The organism is Maribacter sp. 1_MG-2023, from assembly GCF_030547005.1.
GTDB lineage: Bacteria > Bacteroidota > Bacteroidia > Flavobacteriales > Flavobacteriaceae > Maribacter.
The window spans coordinates 192,701-211,916 of record NZ_JAUOPN010000004.1 but is presented as its reverse complement, the minus strand read 5'-3'; the positions used below and the strand labels follow the sequence as shown (position 1 = coordinate 211,916).

At 34.0% G+C, this 19,216-nt stretch carries 11 protein-coding genes and 1 tRNA gene; 6 read left to right on the top strand and 6 right to left on the bottom strand.

All coding sequences use genetic code 11. The annotated features are described in order from the left end of the window. Positions 1-61: 61 nt before the first annotated feature. Together Q4500_RS06935 and Q4500_RS06930 are read left to right on the top strand one after the other, a co-directional pair. Entirely contained in the window at positions 62-1,834 is a 1,773-nt protein-coding gene (locus Q4500_RS06935) for a DNA mismatch repair protein MutS (RefSeq protein ID WP_303598966.1), read from the top strand. Between the two features lie 92 nt (positions 1,835-1,926). Continuing rightward, positions 1,927-2,928, top strand: coding sequence for a metal-dependent hydrolase (locus Q4500_RS06930; RefSeq protein ID WP_303598965.1), 1,002 nt, complete (start codon positions 1,927-1,929; stop codon positions 2,926-2,928). Positions 2,929-3,087: 159 nt separating this feature from the next. Here the strand turns inward: Q4500_RS06930 and Q4500_RS06925 are convergent, their stop codons facing one another. The 5 genes from Q4500_RS06925 to Q4500_RS06905 form a co-directional block, all read right to left on the bottom strand. Beyond that, positions 3,088-5,409 (bottom strand): BamA/TamA family outer membrane protein, encoded by a 2,322-nt coding sequence (locus tag Q4500_RS06925; protein ID WP_303598964.1) that lies wholly within the window; start codon positions 5,407-5,409, stop codon positions 3,088-3,090. After that, positions 5,399-10,405 carry a translocation/assembly module TamB domain-containing protein gene (locus tag Q4500_RS06920; protein ID WP_303598963.1) on the bottom strand — a complete coding sequence of 1,669 codons (5,007 nt, stop codon included), beginning with the start codon at positions 10,403-10,405 and terminating at the stop codon, positions 5,399-5,401. Before Q4500_RS06920 ends, Q4500_RS06925 begins: the two co-directional genes overlap by 11 nt. Positions 10,406-11,017: 612 nt before the next feature. Beyond that, positions 11,018-12,121, bottom strand: coding sequence for a DUF4407 domain-containing protein (locus Q4500_RS06915; protein ID WP_303598962.1), 1,104 nt, complete (start codon positions 12,119-12,121; stop codon positions 11,018-11,020). Positions 12,122-12,237: 116 nt separating this feature from the next. Continuing rightward, on the bottom strand, positions 12,238-14,634 hold the full coding sequence (locus tag Q4500_RS06910) for a M56 family metallopeptidase (protein ID WP_303598961.1): 2,397 nt from the start codon (positions 14,632-14,634) through the stop codon (positions 12,238-12,240). 35 nt (positions 14,635-14,669) lie between these two features. Beyond that, positions 14,670-15,035 carry a BlaI/MecI/CopY family transcriptional regulator gene (locus tag Q4500_RS06905; RefSeq protein ID WP_303598960.1) on the bottom strand — a complete coding sequence of 122 codons (366 nt, stop codon included), beginning with the start codon at positions 15,033-15,035 and terminating at the stop codon, positions 14,670-14,672. A 223-nt stretch (positions 15,036-15,258) separates the two neighbouring features. Here Q4500_RS06905 and Q4500_RS06900 point away from each other — a divergent pair, with 223 nt between their 5' ends. After that, positions 15,259-15,837 (top strand): alkylphosphonate utilization protein, encoded by a 579-nt coding sequence (locus Q4500_RS06900; RefSeq protein WP_303598959.1) that lies wholly within the window; start codon positions 15,259-15,261, stop codon positions 15,835-15,837. Positions 15,838-15,937: 100 nt separating this feature from the next. Here Q4500_RS06900 and Q4500_RS06895 read toward each other — a convergent pair whose 3' ends face one another. After that, positions 15,938-17,329: a dipeptidase gene (locus tag Q4500_RS06895; RefSeq protein ID WP_303598958.1), complete on the bottom strand. Its 1,392-nt coding sequence runs from the start codon at positions 17,327-17,329 to the stop codon at positions 15,938-15,940. Between the two features lie 128 nt (positions 17,330-17,457). Here Q4500_RS06895 and Q4500_RS06890 point away from each other — a divergent pair. The 3 genes from Q4500_RS06890 (at position 17,458) to Q4500_RS06880 (ending at position 19,215) form a co-directional block, all read left to right on the top strand. Beyond that, positions 17,458-17,539: transfer RNA gene (locus Q4500_RS06890), tRNA-Leu, on the top strand. A gap of 164 nt (positions 17,540-17,703) precedes the next feature. Further along, positions 17,704-18,912: a bifunctional alpha/beta hydrolase/OsmC family protein gene (locus Q4500_RS06885; protein WP_303598957.1), complete on the top strand. Its 1,209-nt coding sequence runs from the start codon at positions 17,704-17,706 to the stop codon at positions 18,910-18,912. Between the two features lie 24 nt (positions 18,913-18,936). After that, positions 18,937-19,215 carry a DUF427 domain-containing protein gene (locus tag Q4500_RS06880; protein WP_303599035.1) on the top strand — a complete coding sequence of 93 codons (279 nt, stop codon included), beginning with the start codon at positions 18,937-18,939 and terminating at the stop codon, positions 19,213-19,215. The last annotated feature ends 1 nt before the right edge of the window (position 19,216 follow it).

The following is a 19,216-nucleotide window of genomic DNA, read 5'->3' as shown; positions in this document are numbered from 1 at the left end:
TCCATTTATAGAAACCACTTTCTAAGGTTATCTTTGCCTTTTCTATAATAGGTTGATATTCATGAATAATTTAGAGGAATTTTATACCCAACGCGTACAAAAGTTTGATGCGCTTATTGAAGCCTTAAATAAGAAACTCTTTTTATTTAGCACGCTACGATTATTGATATTTCTAGGTACTATCGCTGCCCTTTATTTCGCTTCTATAAATGCGAAATATGTGGTTGCTGTGTTATTTGTAGGTATACCATTGTTCTTGTTTTTAGTAAGTAAGTACACAAATCTAAAACTTCAAAAAGCTAAAATTGAGGAGCTAAGAAATCTCAATCAAGTAGAGTTACAAGTGCTAAAAAGAGACTTTTCTAAATTACCTAACGGAAAAGAATTTGCCGATGACATTCATTTTTTCAGCCAAGATATAGACTTGTTTGGTGAAGGGTCTTTTTATCAAATTTCAAACAGAACAAAACTTGCTGAGGGTAGCCTTTTATTAGCTGATATCTATAAAGAGAATTCCATAAACGACATCACTGAAAAGCAAGAAGCTATTGCTGAAATTGGCAAAAAAGTAGATTGGCGACAAGAGTTTTCTGCAATGGCAGCATTAACAATAACAGAAACTTCTACACATACCATTGCCAAATGGTTAAAGAATTATGAGTCTTTTGTGCCAAAGGCAATGAAGTTTATTCCGCTAGTATTTTCAATTATTTCAGTGGTTATTTTTATTGCATACTTTTTGGATTACCTACCGGAATCTATATTGATTACATGGTTGGTTCTAGGTATGATCATCGTTGGTCTATTTACAAAAAAGGTAACCAATTTAGGACAGAGTGCTACCAAAATGAAATCTACTTTTGATCAGTACAATCAACTATTGGCAATGATAGAAAAGACTGATTTCACATCAGATTTATTGAAAAAACAAAAGGAAAACATTTTAAGCAATGGTGAACATAATTCTAAAGTTCTAAAGAAATTCGCATCACTTTTAAGTAACCTAGATCGTAATAATAATCTACTATATTTAATATTTGCGAACGGGTTTTTCCTTCGCTCATTAACTGATTGTCTTGCTATTGAAAAATGGATTGAGGCGCATGGTAAAAGTGTAGAAATTTGGTTCAATACCATCGCATTTTTTGATGCGTATAGTAGTTTAGGGAACTTCGCTTTTAACCATCCGAATTTCACATATCCTACGATTACCAATGACGGAGTGGTATTGAAATCTAAAAATGCTGGTCACCCGTTATTAGATCCAGCGAAAAGTATATTAAATGATATTACTATTGATGGCGGACAGTTTTTTATCATTACCGGTGCAAATATGGCTGGTAAGAGTACGTTCTTGAGAACGGTATCGCTGCAGATAATGATGGCAAATGTAGGTTTGCCGGTTTGTGCTGAATCTGTAAGTTATTCCCCAATAAAACTAATTACCAGTATGCGTACCACAGATTCATTAACAGATGATGAATCTTACTTCTTTTCAGAATTAAAACGACTTAGATACATTGTAGACGAAATACAAACAGATCGCTATTTCATTGTTTTAGATGAAATTTTGAAAGGAACAAACAGTACAGATAAAGCTTTAGGTTCAAGAAAATTTGTAGAGCGATTGGTAAAGAGTAAATCTACTGGTATTATTGCTACCCATGATCTTAGCCTCTGTGAAGTCGCCAATGAATATGATGCGGTTAAGAACCATTATTTTGACGCGGAAATCATAGATAACGAACTACATTTCGATTACACGTTTAAAGACGGTATTTGCCAGAATATGAACGCTTCTTTTCTGTTAAAGAAGATGGGGATAATAGAATAGAACTCAAAGTCAACAAATTGATTTTTAACTTATAAAATAATATAACAACACTTATTAATTCCCCCTGTGGGGGCTAGGGGGCTAGGCATCATATGGATTCATTAACACAAATTGTACTTGGCGCAGCAGTTGGCGAGGAGGTTCTTGGTAAGAAAGTGGGCAATAAGGCTATGCTTTACGGAGCTATCGCTGGTACAATTCCTGATCTAGATGTAATAACACGCTATTTTCTAGATACCGTTACTGCTACCGAATGGCATAGGGGAGTTAGTCACTCAATTTTCTTTTCAGTAGTATGTGCACCCGTTTTTGGATGGCTGGTCTGGAAAATAAACAAGCGAGAATCGGCTACTTGGAAAGAATGGTCTTGGCTCATGTTTTGGGGGCTCTTTACGCATCCGTTATTAGATGCGTTTACTACCTGGGGCACACAATTATTCTGGCCGTTTAAAACAAGATTGGCTTTTCAGAGTGTTTTTGTGATAGATCCTTTGTATACGGTTCCGTTTATTGTCTTCTTGATACTGGCTATGTTTCAAAAACGTACTTCTGCAAAACGAAGAAAATATAACACGTTAGGCCTTATCATTAGTTCTACGTATTTACTTTTAACATTGATATTAAAAGGAATCGCTTTTCAGAAATTTGAAAATGCGCTTGAGGAACAAGGTATTTCTAATAATGAAATGAATACAAGACCTGCACCATTGAATACGTTACTGTGGATGGCAAATATAGATACTGAAGATGCTTATTTAATGGGAGATTATTCTTTCTTTGATACGCAGCCTATCTCGTTTACATCGTATCCTAAAAATCATGAACTACTGGGTAAATGGTCTAGTAACGATAAAATAGAGCGACTTATAAAAATAACCGAAGGCTGGTATACGATTACCGAAAATGATGGGCAGCTGTATTTTAACGACCTAAGATTCGGACTCATTAGCTTAAACGAAAATGAAAACCAATTTGCATTCAGTTATAAATTAGTGCCAGATGGTGATGATTTAATTGTAGAAGAGAGACCGAAGTTTAAAAGAGATGCCAAACGGTTAATGGCTGCCCTGTGGCAAAGAATGTGGGGAAATTAATAAAGGAGTTTAAACTATGGTGGTAGAACACGATTGTCCGCTCGGCTTCATTTGAGTACTATTAGTTTGTATATGAGAGGTTTTGACTGTGCTCAGCCAGATATCATATTTCATTTAACCATCGCCTTGTAACTAACTACTCAGTTTCAGTTAAAATATTTAAAAAGGATATCCGATAGCAAAGTTTAAAGTCATATTGTTATCTGCATTTCCAAAGAAAGGTACATTCCAACGTTCATTTTTATTTAAATACGGTATGCGTAAAGGCGAAGCTAGATCTAAACGAATTACGAAACTTTGTATGTCTACTCGCAAACCAAAACCTACCCCTGCCGCTACCTCGCTTAACCAATCTTTATCGAATTTACCATCTGTAAAAAGTAACAAGGATGAAGAACTGGTTGAATCTTCAACAAGACTAGAATAATCGCCTGTTAGCCAAACATTACCGGCATCAACAAAGAAGGCACCTTTTAAATAAGATACTAATGGAAAACGGTACTCAAGATTGGCTTCTAGTTTTAGATTTCCAGATTTGTCGTAGTAATCTGTTGTGTTATCATCGGAGTCCGAGTAAAAGCTACCAGGACCGATAGAGCGTATATTAAAAGCACGTACACTATAAGGACCTCCAGAATAAAATTGTTTAACAAAAGGCAAGGTAGAACTGTTACCATATGGAATGCCCCAACCAGCATATAAACGAGATACCAAAGTACGCTCTTTTTTCCATCGTAGGTACAGTCGTAAATCTGCATCTACTTTAGTGTATTGGGCATATTCTGAGCCAAAAATGGTATTAGAACTACCGCTTGCAAGACTCAATAAATTTCCAGCTAAGTCAAAGTTCGTGGAAAAATATATAGGTTTATTTTTGTTAAGATTAGATACTTCATCATAGGTAAAGCTATATAACAACCCAGCAATAAAACGTTGCTCAAAACTTTGGCTTAAATATGCATTGTCGTCAAGAATATCTTGAAACTCATCCGATACATTAGATAATTGTGAGTAGTTTATACTAATTGGGTCAAGGGTGTGGTATACGTATTGATTTTCTTTCCAAGTATACCCGAAACTACTATTTACCGAATTTAAAGTAAATAGATTACTACGTTGTAGAAAATCTACGCCTATTGATATTTTGGTTTTGGGTACTGCGTACTTAAATCTACTAGGGGAAAAAGGTATGAATCTGGGTATTACTAGATCAGCACTTAAGCCACCGGCAATACTACTTAGGTTAGAATTACTGCCGCTAGATAATTGTAATTCATAAGAGAAGTTTGCCGAAATACTCAATGTTTCTCCACCATTAAAAATATTTCTATCGGTATGGCTAAGTAAAATTCCAGGTCCTGTAAACCCGTTAGATTTCGAAACTGCTTGTAATTCTGCTCTAATAGATTGTTTTGTCAACGGTGCTAAATAAATATTTGCAGCTAAAGACCCTCTATCACTACTTATTGCAGTGGTATCTAACTCTGTATATTGAATGTTTACATATTTATAGCTCCCTAATGCAGATAATCTATTGCTAGTTTGTTTTGAAATGTTGGCATCGTATAAGTCTCCTACATTGAATAATAAATAAGATTTTAAAAGTTTGGGTTTAAAATACAATTCGTTTTGAACAAAGTCTATACTATCTACTTGGACAATATTTTTTTTTGTTAACGGTAAGGAATCTCCTTCGATAGAATAATTTGGGTAAACAGTGATAGAATCAATAGAATATGGAATAGAGGCCCGCGAGGGAACATCTTTTTTAAGCCTAAGAAATAAGTCGAATTTTCTATTTCTGTATTGATTGGTGTCTGCCTCAAATATCAATAAGGCTTCTTGACTGTTGTAAAAACCTTTTTTTTTCAATCCGTTATTTAATCTTGCTCGTTCAGCTTTTAATAAATCGAGGTCAAATCGATCTCCTTTTTTTAGGATTGTCTTAGGTAGCATTTTTTCTATTTCCTTGTATATTGGTAACGAATCAGATTCTAGATTGTAATTTTCTAAAACATAAGGTTCAGGTAGATTGATGGTATAGTTGACCGAAGCAAATTTTTCTTTTGCTATTGTTTCAGAATTAGATCGACTATAGAAAAATCCTTTATTATCTAATCTATTCAACATCAATTCTTCTACACGCTCTGGATTTACATTAGAAAAATAAACTGGTTCTTCACCAAAAGTCTTATTCAAGAATTTATAAAGGAAACCTGGTTTTTCTCGCTGTGCTTTATAATGAAAGAATAAGGCAGGTTTCATTCCTAGAAATTCGGTGTTAGGGTTTGGTTCTATAAGATCAACTAATTCTGACTTAACTTCTTTTTTGTCTTGGAATTCACTGTCGGAAGTTAATTTAAGTATTGCTCCTGTGTAGAGTTGCTCTCCCTCTGGTATATATTTTTCTATAGCACACGAATAGGCAAGCAATAGTATTAGGCAGAATAATGCTCGATATATGAAATTTTTATTCTTCAATTTTCTCTTTTTCTTCTTTTGATTTTCCGTTCTTTTTTAAAGAGTTTTCTTCTGAACTCTCCTTTTTTAGCGGACTGAACAATTGGCTGAATTTATTGAATTCGCGGTTAAAAATAAAGGCTATTCCGGTTATAATCAATTGTCCATCTATAATGTTTTGATATTCTTGCTTTCTAAAACCTTTTACTCTATACGTGCCTTCTTCATTCAATAAGTATTCTAAAGTAACGTTTCCTATTATAGGAGTTTCAGTTTCTGTTGTTGCGGCACTTCCTTTAATATCTACGGCGCTATCAGCAGACACAATTAACCTATCATTAAATAATTTCTTACTCGCATTAATGTTTAGTTGTGTGCGACTTTGGGCAGTACCACTTTCATAATCTTCAAAACTATCTAGATCAAATCCCAATTCAAAACCTGTATTCCCTAGTAATTTGTTCGAAATTGAGGTTAGTTCATTTGACAGTACTTTATTGACATTGTTTCTTGCAATATAAATGGCACCGCCGTTACTACCATCGCTACCTGTAGTTGGATAAAAACGATTTAGGGCTAATAATGAGAAAACCTGTTTGTTTAGCTCAGATTCTTGCTTGTTCAGTTGTTGTATACGATCATATACGGCACCACCAAAATTGCCTTGAGCACTTTCGGGCATATCTAAGGCGAATGAAAGTTCTGGTTGCATAAGTTGACCATCAATATTTAGGTATACAAGAAAGGGTGTAGATTGCTGGTATGAGCCAGAAACGCTATTATCTGTACCATAACTTATAGATGACATTAATGATGATGCGGAAGTTTCTATTTCATAAATAGCTGTCACATCCATTTTAGCATCGAACGGGTCACCGCCCCAAACTATACTACTGCCTTTTTGTATTTTGAATTCACGACTCACCAAATTGTACAAGCTTGTTCTGTAGAAACCTGAATCTAATTCTAACCTACCCGATAATCGAATATCTTGGTTTGGGTCTATGTTCAAATTCAGCGTTGCAGCGCCAGATGCTTGTAGTTTGTCATTAGTCTTTTCATCAAGAAGAATAGTGAATTTTGCATCATTTCCTATTTCTAAAATGGTATTGATATCCATTCCTGCAAAAAATGAATCAGACTTTTCGCCATCACTTTGGGTAAGTATGGCATCGGGATTTTCTCTATTCACAAAAATAACTACACCATCTCGTTCTTGAATATCTAGCTCGTTTTGAGGTACAATGTAAGTTAGGTCGGTAACATCTCGCACGCGTAATTTACCATCTATAACTGGTAGCTCTAAATTTCCTTTTACTGTTAAATCAGCTTGAATAGTGGCAATACCATAAACAAGTTCGTTATCACCTTTTTTAGAATCTAATACCCTGAATTGGTCAGTTTTAACCGAAAGATCAAAATCAGGATTTGCAAAACTCTTCGTAATAATAGTGCCATCTACAGTTAATGTACCTTGATTGATATCATAAATGGCAAAGGAGTTGAACAATAATACATCTTGATCAATATCTATATGTTCGTTATCTAAAGCAAAAGTAGATTTGTACGCCGCTAACGTTAAACTAAAATCATTGAAATTTATTCTACCAGAATACTTTGGTTCGGTAAGTGTGCCATTTATAAGAAGACTACCATTTAAATACCCCTTAGCATCAGATAATTGCTCATTTGACAGCCCTTGAATAACCTTGGCTTCTAATTTTTGAATGTCGAGCTCCATGTTTAGGTCGGCAGTGTTTTCTTTCGCTGCATAGTCTCCGGTTAAGGTAATATTTGCACCACCATCTTTTAATGCCAAATAAAAATCATATTCAGATAATGATTTCGAAGATGCGTCTAAGGTTAATGTGCCTAGCGGATTTTCCATGACCTGAAAATCTTTAATATCAATATCTGCGACCAACCCAGAAGCGTTATACGGATTAATAATCACGAAATTCCCCTCGACTTTACCTTTTGCCAATGCTTCATCAGGATTAAAAAAGCTTAGGAATGTTTGTAATTGAAAATTCTCGAACAGAATACCGATATGGTCCGATTCCATTTTCGGAATATTATTAGAAATTTCCATCTTTTGAGAATTTCTACTTAAGATTACGTTTTCAAAATCTGAAAATGACTCAGCTATGATAATGTTGTTGTCCTCGGGTATACCCCATTGTTTTTTATTTAATATGAGGTCTTTCGGACTAATATGAAGCTTTAAAGTGTCTTTTTGAAATACCAAACCCGACGCTATATGTATTATGGGTACAGAGTCATTTTTAGAATTAAAGTCAAGTAATAGTTCTTTGTTTTTAAGGCTTCCTTCTAAATACGTTTGTTTTAGATGAATAGGCTCGTAAATTAAATCTGCCAGACCTGCAGAGAATTTTAGGTCTACAGAATCTCCTTTTATAAAAGCATTTAAGCTGTCGACAGAGCTACCTGCATATGAAATGTGTGGCACTTTGACTTCTGCCGAAATTTTTCGCTTTTTAGAGTTGAAGCTAGCGTCTATGTTCAAAGAATCTAAATCTTCTACACCGTTGAAAAATACTTTAGATAAAACGGGAGTAGGTATTACGGCAAGTGCCAAATTCGCATCAATATCATCTTCAACTTCAATCGTAGTATCGTCTGTAGAGAAATACTGTTCTAACTGTTTTTTAAGAGCATCTGTTATACGATTTGGTGATGCGTTAGACGTCAATTGCCCATTTAAAAAATTACTTTTAACTGATACATCTGTAATCGAATCTTCTATATGTGCTTTTAATGCAATTGTTGAAACTTGATATTGCTCATTATCGGCAATGGTAATACCATCTTCAATAGTTGTATTCACGGTAAAATTAGAGGGTGTACCGATGTAATTTCCTTTAATGTTTGCTGCTACCTTAATATTGTTTTTTGTGAGACCTAGTTCTTGTAAATCTGCCCCAATAATATTTGAAGTAAAAACAATGTTGTTTTCTTGCGATGAAAGTACCATCGTTGAATTGACTTTCATGTTCAAATTTGGATTGTTGATATTCGCAGTAACTGTACCGTTTCTGTCCTTTAGATTTCCAGTAATTTCTATGGCATTATAATCGTATCCGTCAAATTGAAATTGAGTAATACTACCATCAAATGTACTATCAAAATTGCTTAGTTCAGAACCTGCACCTTTACCTTCAATTCTTAGAGATAATTTACCAAGTTGGTCGTTTTGTAAAAGCTTTCCTAATTGTAAACTATCCACAGAAATTTGACCATCGAACTTCATGGTTTCGCCAAAATTTACGAACGCTTTTATAGTAGCAGAACCTTCAGGTATTTTGATATTCATATCAGGATTTACCCATGAGGTTCCGCCAGATAAACTCCCTTCTGCGAGTATGGTTTCTGGAATAGAAATACCTAGTTCTTTAGACGATATTATTTTATTGACTGCCAATTTGGTACTTATAATGCTAATATTGTTCAAGTCATATGTAAGTGAATCTATAGTAGTAAGATTGTTAATACTACCCTTAGCAATCAGTTTGGTGTCTTTTCCCCATTGTAGTTCCGTATTAAAGTCATTCACTTTTTCTAGACTACCGATAGCTTTTAGATTACCTGTAATAGGTTTCGCGGACAAAGAATCTAAATACTGGTTTTTAGCAAGTTCAGGTAGTAATTTCATTACATCTTCTAACCTTAGATTAAGGTCAGATATATCTACCGATAAAGTACTTTTTTTAGGATTTTTTATTGCTCCTTGTAAGGAGTTAAATTGAATAGCTAAGTTGGCATTGGCAGAGCTTTGGTTCATATCAAAAGCAAGATTTGAAATTGAGGCTTCGGTACCTGATAAACTTGCCTTAAAAGCCAATTGATTTAATCGAATGCCACTCGGTTCTGAAAAAGAAAACTTAGAAACATCGGCATTGAATTTTTCAGCTTGGTAAGTCAGGTTTTTAGCTAACAGTTGAGAATTTTGAATTTTAAATGCATCGGGGTTGAAAGTATCTGAATTACTGGCACTGCCATTTAAAGTGTAACTAAATGTATTTTTCCCAATGTTAATATCGTTTGCTGCAATGATAAATTTTGGCCACTCAAAAATTGGGCTACTTGTTGTGTCGTCTTGTGCAGCTTCGTCATTTGTTATCTGAATATCTATCTGTGAATCTTTAAATAAAAGGTCATTGGTTTCGTATCTATTTTTAGAAACATCTGCTAGTATATTTGTGAGTTCAATAGTGCCTAATTGAAATTGAGTTTGTAAACCAGCGGGCTGGCTGTTGTAGCTAACAAATACATTTTCTACTTTGAAATCTTCTAATTGTATAAATGGTAGTGTAGTATTAATGGCATCTTCTGAAATAGGGAACGGGTGTGTTTGGTTATAGGTGAATTCGGTATTCTTTAGATTTAATTCATCCAAAGAAAACTTCATTTTTTCTAAATCAAATTCAGTAACGTCTACATTCAGGTTGCCAAGTATGAGGTTTATGTCCGTTCTTAAATAGGCATCTTTGTAATTCAATTTCCAATCCGCTAAGTCTAGATTTCCTATGGAAATATCCATAGGTTCAGAAGTAGCTGATTTTTTATCTGTAGGCGTTGTTAGCGCATCTATTAGAAAAGTGAAATTAAATTCATCAGGATTGTTTTCTCTACTAATATGGGCAACTACACCTTTAGATGTTACATCGTCTATAGCTAATGAATTTTTAAAAACAATGGGGTAAATAGGGATATCTGCTTGCAGTGATTTTGAGTAGAATAAAGTATCACCCTTTTTATCCTCCAGAAATATATTCTCTACTTGTATGTCTCCTGAGAATGTAAGATATAACTTGCCTACTTCTACCTTAGTATTCGTTTTGTCTGATATGTAATTAGTGACTTTAGATAGAATTAAGTTCTGAGCCCATGGAGTTCGAACTATCAAAACCAAAATAAAAAATAGCAATAACACACCAAGGATAATTTTCCCCAGAAGCTTTAAATACCTTTTAAATTTTGAATTTGTTTCAGTCATATGGTAAACACTATAGGATTGAATACAAACATTCAATTTTCAACTGAAATGTTACCATTCTAGTTGTGCCATAAAACCTGTAGCAATTATAATTTACAATACTATTATGATAACGAGGTTGTAAAACCTTTTTTTCTTTTTTTTGGATTCTTTAAGTGATGCCATTAGTATGCAAAGTTAAAACTACCAATATATAAATTTAGCTTATTTGCTACGAAGATTATCGATATAGCACATAATGTCAAAGTATTATTTGACTCTACTGCCTTTAGCATAAAAGGATTTAAACAGCTCGTCTATACATATTGTCATTTGGTCTACACATATTCTCTGTTAGTCAGTTACAGGAAGTTTAAACAGCCTTAGTAGAATACCTTTGTAGTGTAATTAACGAATAGCAAACAATATCATTTAGTCTGAATCTTATGAAAACTGTTTCAAATTATAAAATGTGTTTAGGTTATTTTGAATCAGCGAACCAAGATGAAATTTTTGAAATAAACAATTTTAATATTACAAATTCAGAATTGATACTAGAAGCTATGGCAAAATAATAGTTGTTCAGGTAGTTCCCCCAAATCACCTAAGACCAATAGAAATATTGGTCTTTTTTTATTTTAAACCTTTAGTTTGAATTTTATGAAAACTGTCTGCTTGTAGACGAAGTAGTTCTTCTGCTTTTTTCTTTTTATAGCCGTACAATTCTTCTTCACCTTTTAAATCTTCATATATTTTCTGATTGATTTCACTATCTGTTGAAGTAATGAGTTTTCGTTGCGCCAGTTTTTGTTCAACCCAAGTAGAAAGCACGCTTTCTTCCTCTTCTAATTTAATATCATATTCTCCTTTAGGGGCAAGTAGCTTAGCTATAATTGGTGAAGTCTCAATAGCCAAGAACAATAGAAAAATAAAGAATGAAGGTAGCCAAGGTAATTCGTCTAAAGCGGTAATTCTAGCCATTAATCCGTCGAAACCATCTATTATGGGCTGTGAATTTTTAACTACTTTGGCATATTCTGTATCTAATGCTGCTATTTGAGATTCTATTGCCGATACTTTTTCATTATTTGTAGTTTTTAGTGCCTGTAATTCTGCAAGTGCAGCATCATGCTTATCTCGCTTTTCGGCATAAACGGGACCTTTACCTAGCAGTTTGGTTCCGGCAGTACCTTCTGCTTCATTGATGTAAATATCATATAGTGCATCCGTCTCTGTTTCCTTTATTGAAACTTCACTTTTTAATGCAGCAATATCTTGATTCAATTGCTCAACCTTTGGGGTGTATTGCAACGCGAGTTGTTCTTTATTGGCAAGTGTAAGTTCATTCTTTTTCTCCAACAACACTTGATTTATTTCTTTCTCGAAAATTTTCATTTCCAAGGGTTTTGAAATTACTATGGCAATTATAACTGCGAGAATGATACGCGGAGTAGCTTGTAAAAATTCTTGACCAAAATTGTTTCTCTTTTTAATGGTAGCAACTATAAAACGATCTAAATTGAATATTAATAATCCCCAAATGAAACCGAAGAATACTGCGGAATAAACATTATCGAAAACCGTGAATAATGCATAGCTACTAGCAATAAAAGCCATTGCAGCTGTAAAAAATACGGTAGCGCCAATACCTGCATATTTGTTTTGCTCACCTTTAGAGCAGGTTTTTAAAAGATCGGCATCTGCCCCTGAGCAGAGAATAAAGAAGTCTTGTATCATGATTAATGATTTGTTTTTGATTGATGATGATGTATACTGGGTGAACGTAATTATTTCATTTTTGGTACGCAAAAAGCCCTCGAAAAGAGGGCTTTAACATATGTTTGACGTTGTGGTTATCTTATTGTTACAGGTTCTTTGGTAATTCTTACTTCTGCTTTGCCATTTTTCGCTCTAGATTCTATGTTTAACTTTTTGTTTTTCTTTAATAGGTCAATGGCTTTATCAGACGAGACTTTTTTGCCTTTGTAGAAGAATGCTGCTCCTTTTTTTGCCATACTAATAGCATAATCTAATGGGGAAGACGGAGTAGGAGGCGATGGAGGTGGCGGAATTAGGTCTGTATTACTTTTCTTGTAAATTCTAACTTCTGGTTGTTTGTTAGCATAAGGAAGGGTTTGAATTTTAATGTCTTTTTCTCTGTCTACAATTGCAAATGCCTCTATTGAAGATATTTTTTTACTTTCAAAATAGAATTGTGCATCTTGTTTTTCAAGTTCACGTAAATATTTTATTAAATCAGGATTGTTAGTTTTGGTGCTAGTTGAGTTATAAATATATACTCTAGTGTTTTCAGTTTTCTTATCATCATATTTTAGCTCTTCATCAATGTTAATGTAGGCAGTGTTATTATGTGGTAAATTATTCGATTTATGTAGCATTAATTCACCGTCGTATGTGTCTTGGGTTGCAATAATCCTTTCAATTTCAGCATCTGCATAATCAGCGGTATTCGGAGCTTTTGGCGCTTTTGGTACAGGTGGCGGTTCTGGAAAATCTGGGAATGGCTCTGCATTCACTTTTTGTTTCTCAGACATTAATCCGTAGATATAATTTAAATTATCAATATCAGCTTTCATGATGCGAATATTACCACCTTTGGATATCATGGTGTTATAACTTTTTGCCAAATTATTGTAGGTGGATATTTGTTCTTTTGTAGCATTCTCTTGTAAAATAAGATTGTTAGTCTTTAAAATAGTTGTTTTGGGTGTGATTTCTATATATTCTTGGTAATCGTCAGCCGGTATGATATATTTATCAGAATAAATGGTGATACTTTTAGTATTTAATTTTCTTAGCTCTTTTGAGATAGCATCTGTTATGTTCAAGTCAATAATTTCAGTGGAATAAATTTGTGCAGCTAGTTTATTACTCTTTACTGCTAAAGGAAATTCTATTGCTACACTATTTGAAAGCTGCGAAAGTTCAATCTGATTGTTATTAAACCATATTTCATTTTCATTTTTAATTTCTATCCAAGCTATCTCTAACAGTGGTTCATTATTAGCGTCTGTTTTATGAGTGTTAAGTACATTATTTCTACGAATTTTTTTAGCTTCATCTATCGTTTTTCCATCATAATCACTTGAAGCAAATCCATTTTGATTAAAAATTCCAGTTGTCCTTTTACTAAAATGTTCAATATTAAAAATTCCCACTGACTGAAGTTCTGATTGTACTTGATCTATCATTTTATATTGATTTTCATCATATAAAATATGTGCAGTTATGTAATTTTTAAATATATATGTGTCAATATTTTGATTTATGTTAAGTGCTTTTTCAGCTAGTTTTTCTAAACCTACTGGCTCGTTATTTATTAATAAACTTCCACTTTTTGTAATTTCTATATTAATGTCTTTAATAGTGTTTTGAGCTATTACATTTTTTTGACTGAAACCATAAAGCATTAAAGCCAATACAGGTAGCAACAATAGACTTCGGATTGCAATTCCTTTTTTTGATGTTTGTTTTTTCATGATGATGAATCGTTTTTTGATTGATGAATAATTTATGGCATTTGCAATACCAACTGATTGATGGGTGTTAAAGCTGTCGTTTGATAAGTACGACAATAAAGTGTTTTGATAATTTAAGTGGTCTTCTTGACCATTAAGTACAGCACTATCTGCTAAAAATTCATGATTTAGTTTAATGGTTTTTTTAAAAGCATAGATTAACGGATTGAACCAGAATACAACTTGCAATACTTCAAGAAAAAGAATATCTAAACTATGCCATTGTAAAGCATGGGTTTCTTCATGTTTTATTACGGAATCTGGTATGCTTTTGGTCTCAAATTTTTGTTTGTTTAGAAATATGTGCTTTAAAAAAGTATGTGGCGGCAGTTGTTCCTTTAATAGTATTCTATAGATATCACTATGTTTCGTTTTTGGATTGTTATGAATACGTTTCCAGATTTTATAGAGGTTCATAAAAAAACGCAATGCGAATCCTGCAACTCCTAGTCCGTAGATAGTCCATAAAATTAAAGACCAATTCATGGGCGATTTTTCAATAGCCTGAACTACTGGTTGTATATTTTGGGGTTCATTTATGGTGATAACTTGAGTTACTGCAGTGGTGGGTTCAATTTCAACATATTCTGTAAAAACAATTTGAGGTATTATAAAAGAAGCGATAACGGTGGTTAATAGAAAGTATCTTTTAAAATGGTGCATGCTTTCTTTCTCCAAAAGGAGTTTATAGAAGAGCAAAAATATGCTCATACATGCGGCGGATTTTAAAAGATAGATTACCATGATTACTTCTTTTCTATTTCAACATCTATTAATTTTTTCAATTCTTCTAACTCAGCTTTACTTAAATTAGTTTCTTGAGTAAAAAATGATGCGAACTGACTAGCGCTATCATTGAAAAAGTTTTTAATGAGTCCGTTAACGTGCTTAGAGAAATAATCTTTCTTTTTTACCAACGGAAAGTATTCTCGACTTCTACCAAAGCTTTTATAATCAATAAACTTTTTGTCGGCCATTCTTTTTAATAAAGTGGCAACAGTTGTTGTAGCCGGTTTTGGTTCTGGGTAGGCATCGAGTAGATCTTTCATGAACGCTTTTTTTTGCTTCCATAGAATATTCATTAATTCTTCTTCCGATTTGGATAGTTTCATTTTCTACAAGTTTAGAGTATGTTCTACAAACATAGAGCAAATATTTTAATTCTACAAGTGTAGAGTAATTTTGTTTTTGTTGCCTTAGGGATAGTAATGAAAAGCCCGCATTTGCTTTTTAGCAAAGCGTACTTGTAATGTATAGCCCGACCCCAATTCTTTGGGGAAAGGTCCAATTGACCCGCTTAAAAGATGTAAATTTGTATTATAAAAATAATGAATAATGAGTGTATTAGATGATTTGGAAGCACGTAGTGGCTCCACTTGTGAGTTATGTACAGGAACCAATAATTTAGAAGTTTTTGAAGTAGAGCCTGTTTCTATTAGCGGAGTCGATTCTAGTATTTTAGCATGCGAAACATGCCGAACTCAAATTGAAGATCCAGAACAAATGGATGCAAACCACTGGCGTTGTTTAAATGATAGCATGTGGAGCGAATATGATTCTGTGAAAGTTGTGGCTTGGAGAATGCTATCTAGATTAAAATCTGAAGGTTGGCCTAAAGATTTATTAGACATGATTTATTTAGAGCCAGAAGCTTTAGACTGGGCAAAAGCTACAGGCGAAGGTTTAGCAGAAGCTGATAAGATTATTCACCGTGATGTAAACGGAGTAATTTTAGAAAACGGAGATAGTGTTGTTTTGGTTAAAGATTTGAAAATAAAAGGATCAAGCCAAGTTGCCAAGCAAGGTACTGCAGTTCGAAGAATTTCTTTAGATCGCGAAAATGCAGAGTATATTGAAGGTAAAGTAGGACCAACAATGACCGTTATAATTACCAAATACGTTAAGAAGATATAGTTATTAGTTCGTGGAACTTTAACAACATCTAATTTGTCAAAAAAAATAAACGTCTTTGCTCGCAAAGACGTTTATTTTTTAATTTATTTTCAACTGTCAACTACTTCTTGGTCATTTCTGTAAAATACTCATAGAAATAAGGGATGGTTTCAATTCCTTTAAAATAGTTCCATACTCCGAAATGCTCGTTAGGGGAGTGGATGGCATCACTATCCAGACCAAATCCCATTAATATAGTTTTACTCTGTAGTTCTTTTTCAAAAAGAGAAACAATAGGAATACTACCTCCACTACGTTGCGGAATCGGTTTTTTGCCGAATGTAGTTTCATAAGCTTTTGAGGCTGCTTGGTAAGCAATGGTATCGATAGGAGTTACATATCCTTGTCCGCCATGATGAGGTTTTACAACCACCTTCACACCTTTTGGAGCAATAGCTTCGAAATGTGTTTTAAACAAATCGGTAATTTCTTTCCAATCTTGATTAGGAACCAATCGCATAGATATTTTTGCGAATGCCTTACTCGCAATAACAGTTTTTGCGCCTTCGCCAGTATATCCGCCCCAAATACCATTAACATCTAATGTGGGTCTTATAGAATTACGTTCGTTGGTAGAATATCCTTTTTCACCGTAAACAGATTCAATATCCAAAGCCTCTTGGTATTTTTCAATGCTAAAAGGTGCTTTTGCCATTTCTGCACGTTCATCAGCAGAAAGTTCTTCTACCTTATCATAAAAACCTGGTATTGTAATATGATTATTTTCGTCATGTAGACTGGCAATCATTTTAGTTAGAATGTTAATAGGGTTGGCAACGGCACCGCCATATAATCCTGAATGTAAATCACGATTAGGACCAGTAACCTCTACTTCAACATAACTTAGACCGCGTAAACCTGTAGTTATAGACGGCACATCATTGGCAATCATACCTGTATCCGATATTAAAATGACATCGTTTGCCAGCTTCTCTCTGTTTTCAGCGACGTAGATGGCAAGATTATTACTGCCAACTTCTTCTTCACCTTCAATCATAAATTTTACATTACATGGCAGTTGATTAGTTTTTACCATCAACTCCAATGCTTTTACATGCATATACATTTGACCCTTGTCATCACATGCTCCACGCGCAAATATGGCTCCTTCTGGGTGTAATTTCGTTTTCTTAATTACCGGCTCATAAGGTGGGGAAGTCCATAATTCCAATGGTTCTGCCGGTTGTACATCATAATGGCCATATACTAGAACCGTTGGTAGATCTTTATTTATGAATTTTTCACCATATACGATTGGGTAACCGGCTGTTTCATGAATTTCAACAATATCACAACCTGCTTCTTCTAATCTGGTTTTAACTGTTTTGGCAGTATCTAACACATCTTGAGAAAAGGCAGGGTCTGCGCTAACAGACGGAATCTTAAGTAGTTCGATAAGCTCATTTAAAAATCGGTCCTTATTTTCCGATAGATAATTCTTTACGTTTTTCATGTACTATTTTATATGACTTTCGATAAAAGTACAAAAAGCGTAATTTTTAAATAGCTAAAATTTAGAGAATTGATTTTTTGCGTTATATTTGCACCCCGATAATCACATATCGTGATTTAGGAAAGTATGCAGGCGTGGTGGAATTGGTAGACACGCTAGACTTAGGATCTAGTGCCTTGCGGTGTGAGAGTTCGAGTCTCTCCGCCTGTACAACGAGAAGCCTCTTGAGAAATCAAGAGGTTTTTTTATGCGCTAGATTTAATCAACCCTTGACTTTACTAAATATCACGCCCATTATTTCTTACCCTTGTAAGTTTTCATTATTATTTACTTCTAATGCAATGGTAATGCTAACAGTATAGAAATAATATAATATGGGCTTCGAAAAAGTATCGTTCACAAATTCTCAAAGCAAACAATTGGCGGCACGTTTAGAGTTACCTTCTAATCAAGAAGCGCACAGTTATGCAATTTTTGCGCATTGTTTTACCTGTAATAAAAACTTTTCTGCAGTTCGTAATATTTCAAGGGCATTAGTAAATAAAGGTATTGCGGTACTACGCTTTGATTTTACGGGTTTAGGTGATAGTGAAGGTGATTTTGAAGAAACCAATTTTTCATCTAATGTTTCTGATCTAATACAGGCAGCTAAATTTTTGGAAGATAATTATAAGGCTCCTTCTTTGTTGGTGGGGCATTCATTAGGTGGTGCCGCAGTAATTTTTGCCGCTTCGCAATTAGAATCGGTATTGGCTGTAGCAACTGTTGGGGCGCCATCTTCTCCTTCGCATGTGCAGCATTTATTCAAATCAAGTGTAGCGGAGATTAATGCGAACGGAAAAGCAAAGGTGAATATTGGTGGTAGAGATTTTACCATTAATAAAGATTTTATAGATGATATTGAGTCAAAACCTATGGAGTCTGTGCTTAAGAACATGGGAAAACCTTTTTTGGTTATTCATTCGCCACAAGATACCATAGTAGGTATTGAAAATGCGAAAGAATTATACAGCTATGCGCATCACCCAAAAAGTTTTGTATCAATTGATAAGGCAGACCATTTATTAATGAATAGTGCAGATTCTACTTATGTTGGTAATGTAATATCTGGTTGGGCAGAACGTTATTTAAATATTCCGAAGAAAGATATTTTAAAAACTTCTCATCAAGTGGCAGTAAGTATCGGTAATGAAGGGTTTACCTCTGAAATTGTTTCGGGTAATCATTTGTTAATAGCTGATGAGCCAATAGATTTTGGAGGTAATGATTTTGGACCATCACCCTATGACTATTTGGCTTCTGGTTTAGGAGCTTGTACGGCAATGACCTTAAGAATGTATGCGACCCGTAAAAAATGGGATTTACAAAAGTTAATTGTGCATGTAGATCATGGCAAAGATCATGCGCCAGATTCAGAAAATGTTTCTTCTGAAGGAAAAAAAATTGATACTTTTAAAAGAGAAATAGAAATATTCGGAAATTTAGATGAAAGGCAACGACAAAGGTTGTTAGAAATAGCAGATAAATGTCCTGTACATAAAACGCTTTCTAAAGGCGCTTTGATTATGACAGAATTAAAATAATATGATTTAAGAATTAAAACTATGATACAAGCAATTTGGAATAATAAGGTGATTGCAGAAAGTGATGCAACTGTTGTAATTGAAGGAAATCATTATTTTCCGCCGAACGATATTAAAAAAGAGTTTTTTAAAAGTACAGAAACTCATAGTATGTGCCCTTGGAAAGGCATTGCATCTTATTACGATCTAGAAGTAGACGGTGAAGTAAATAAAGATGCGGCATGGTATTATCCAGAAGTTTCTGAATTAGCAAAAGGTATTAAAGGTTATGTTGCTTTTTGGAAAGGTGTTGAAGTGAAATAGA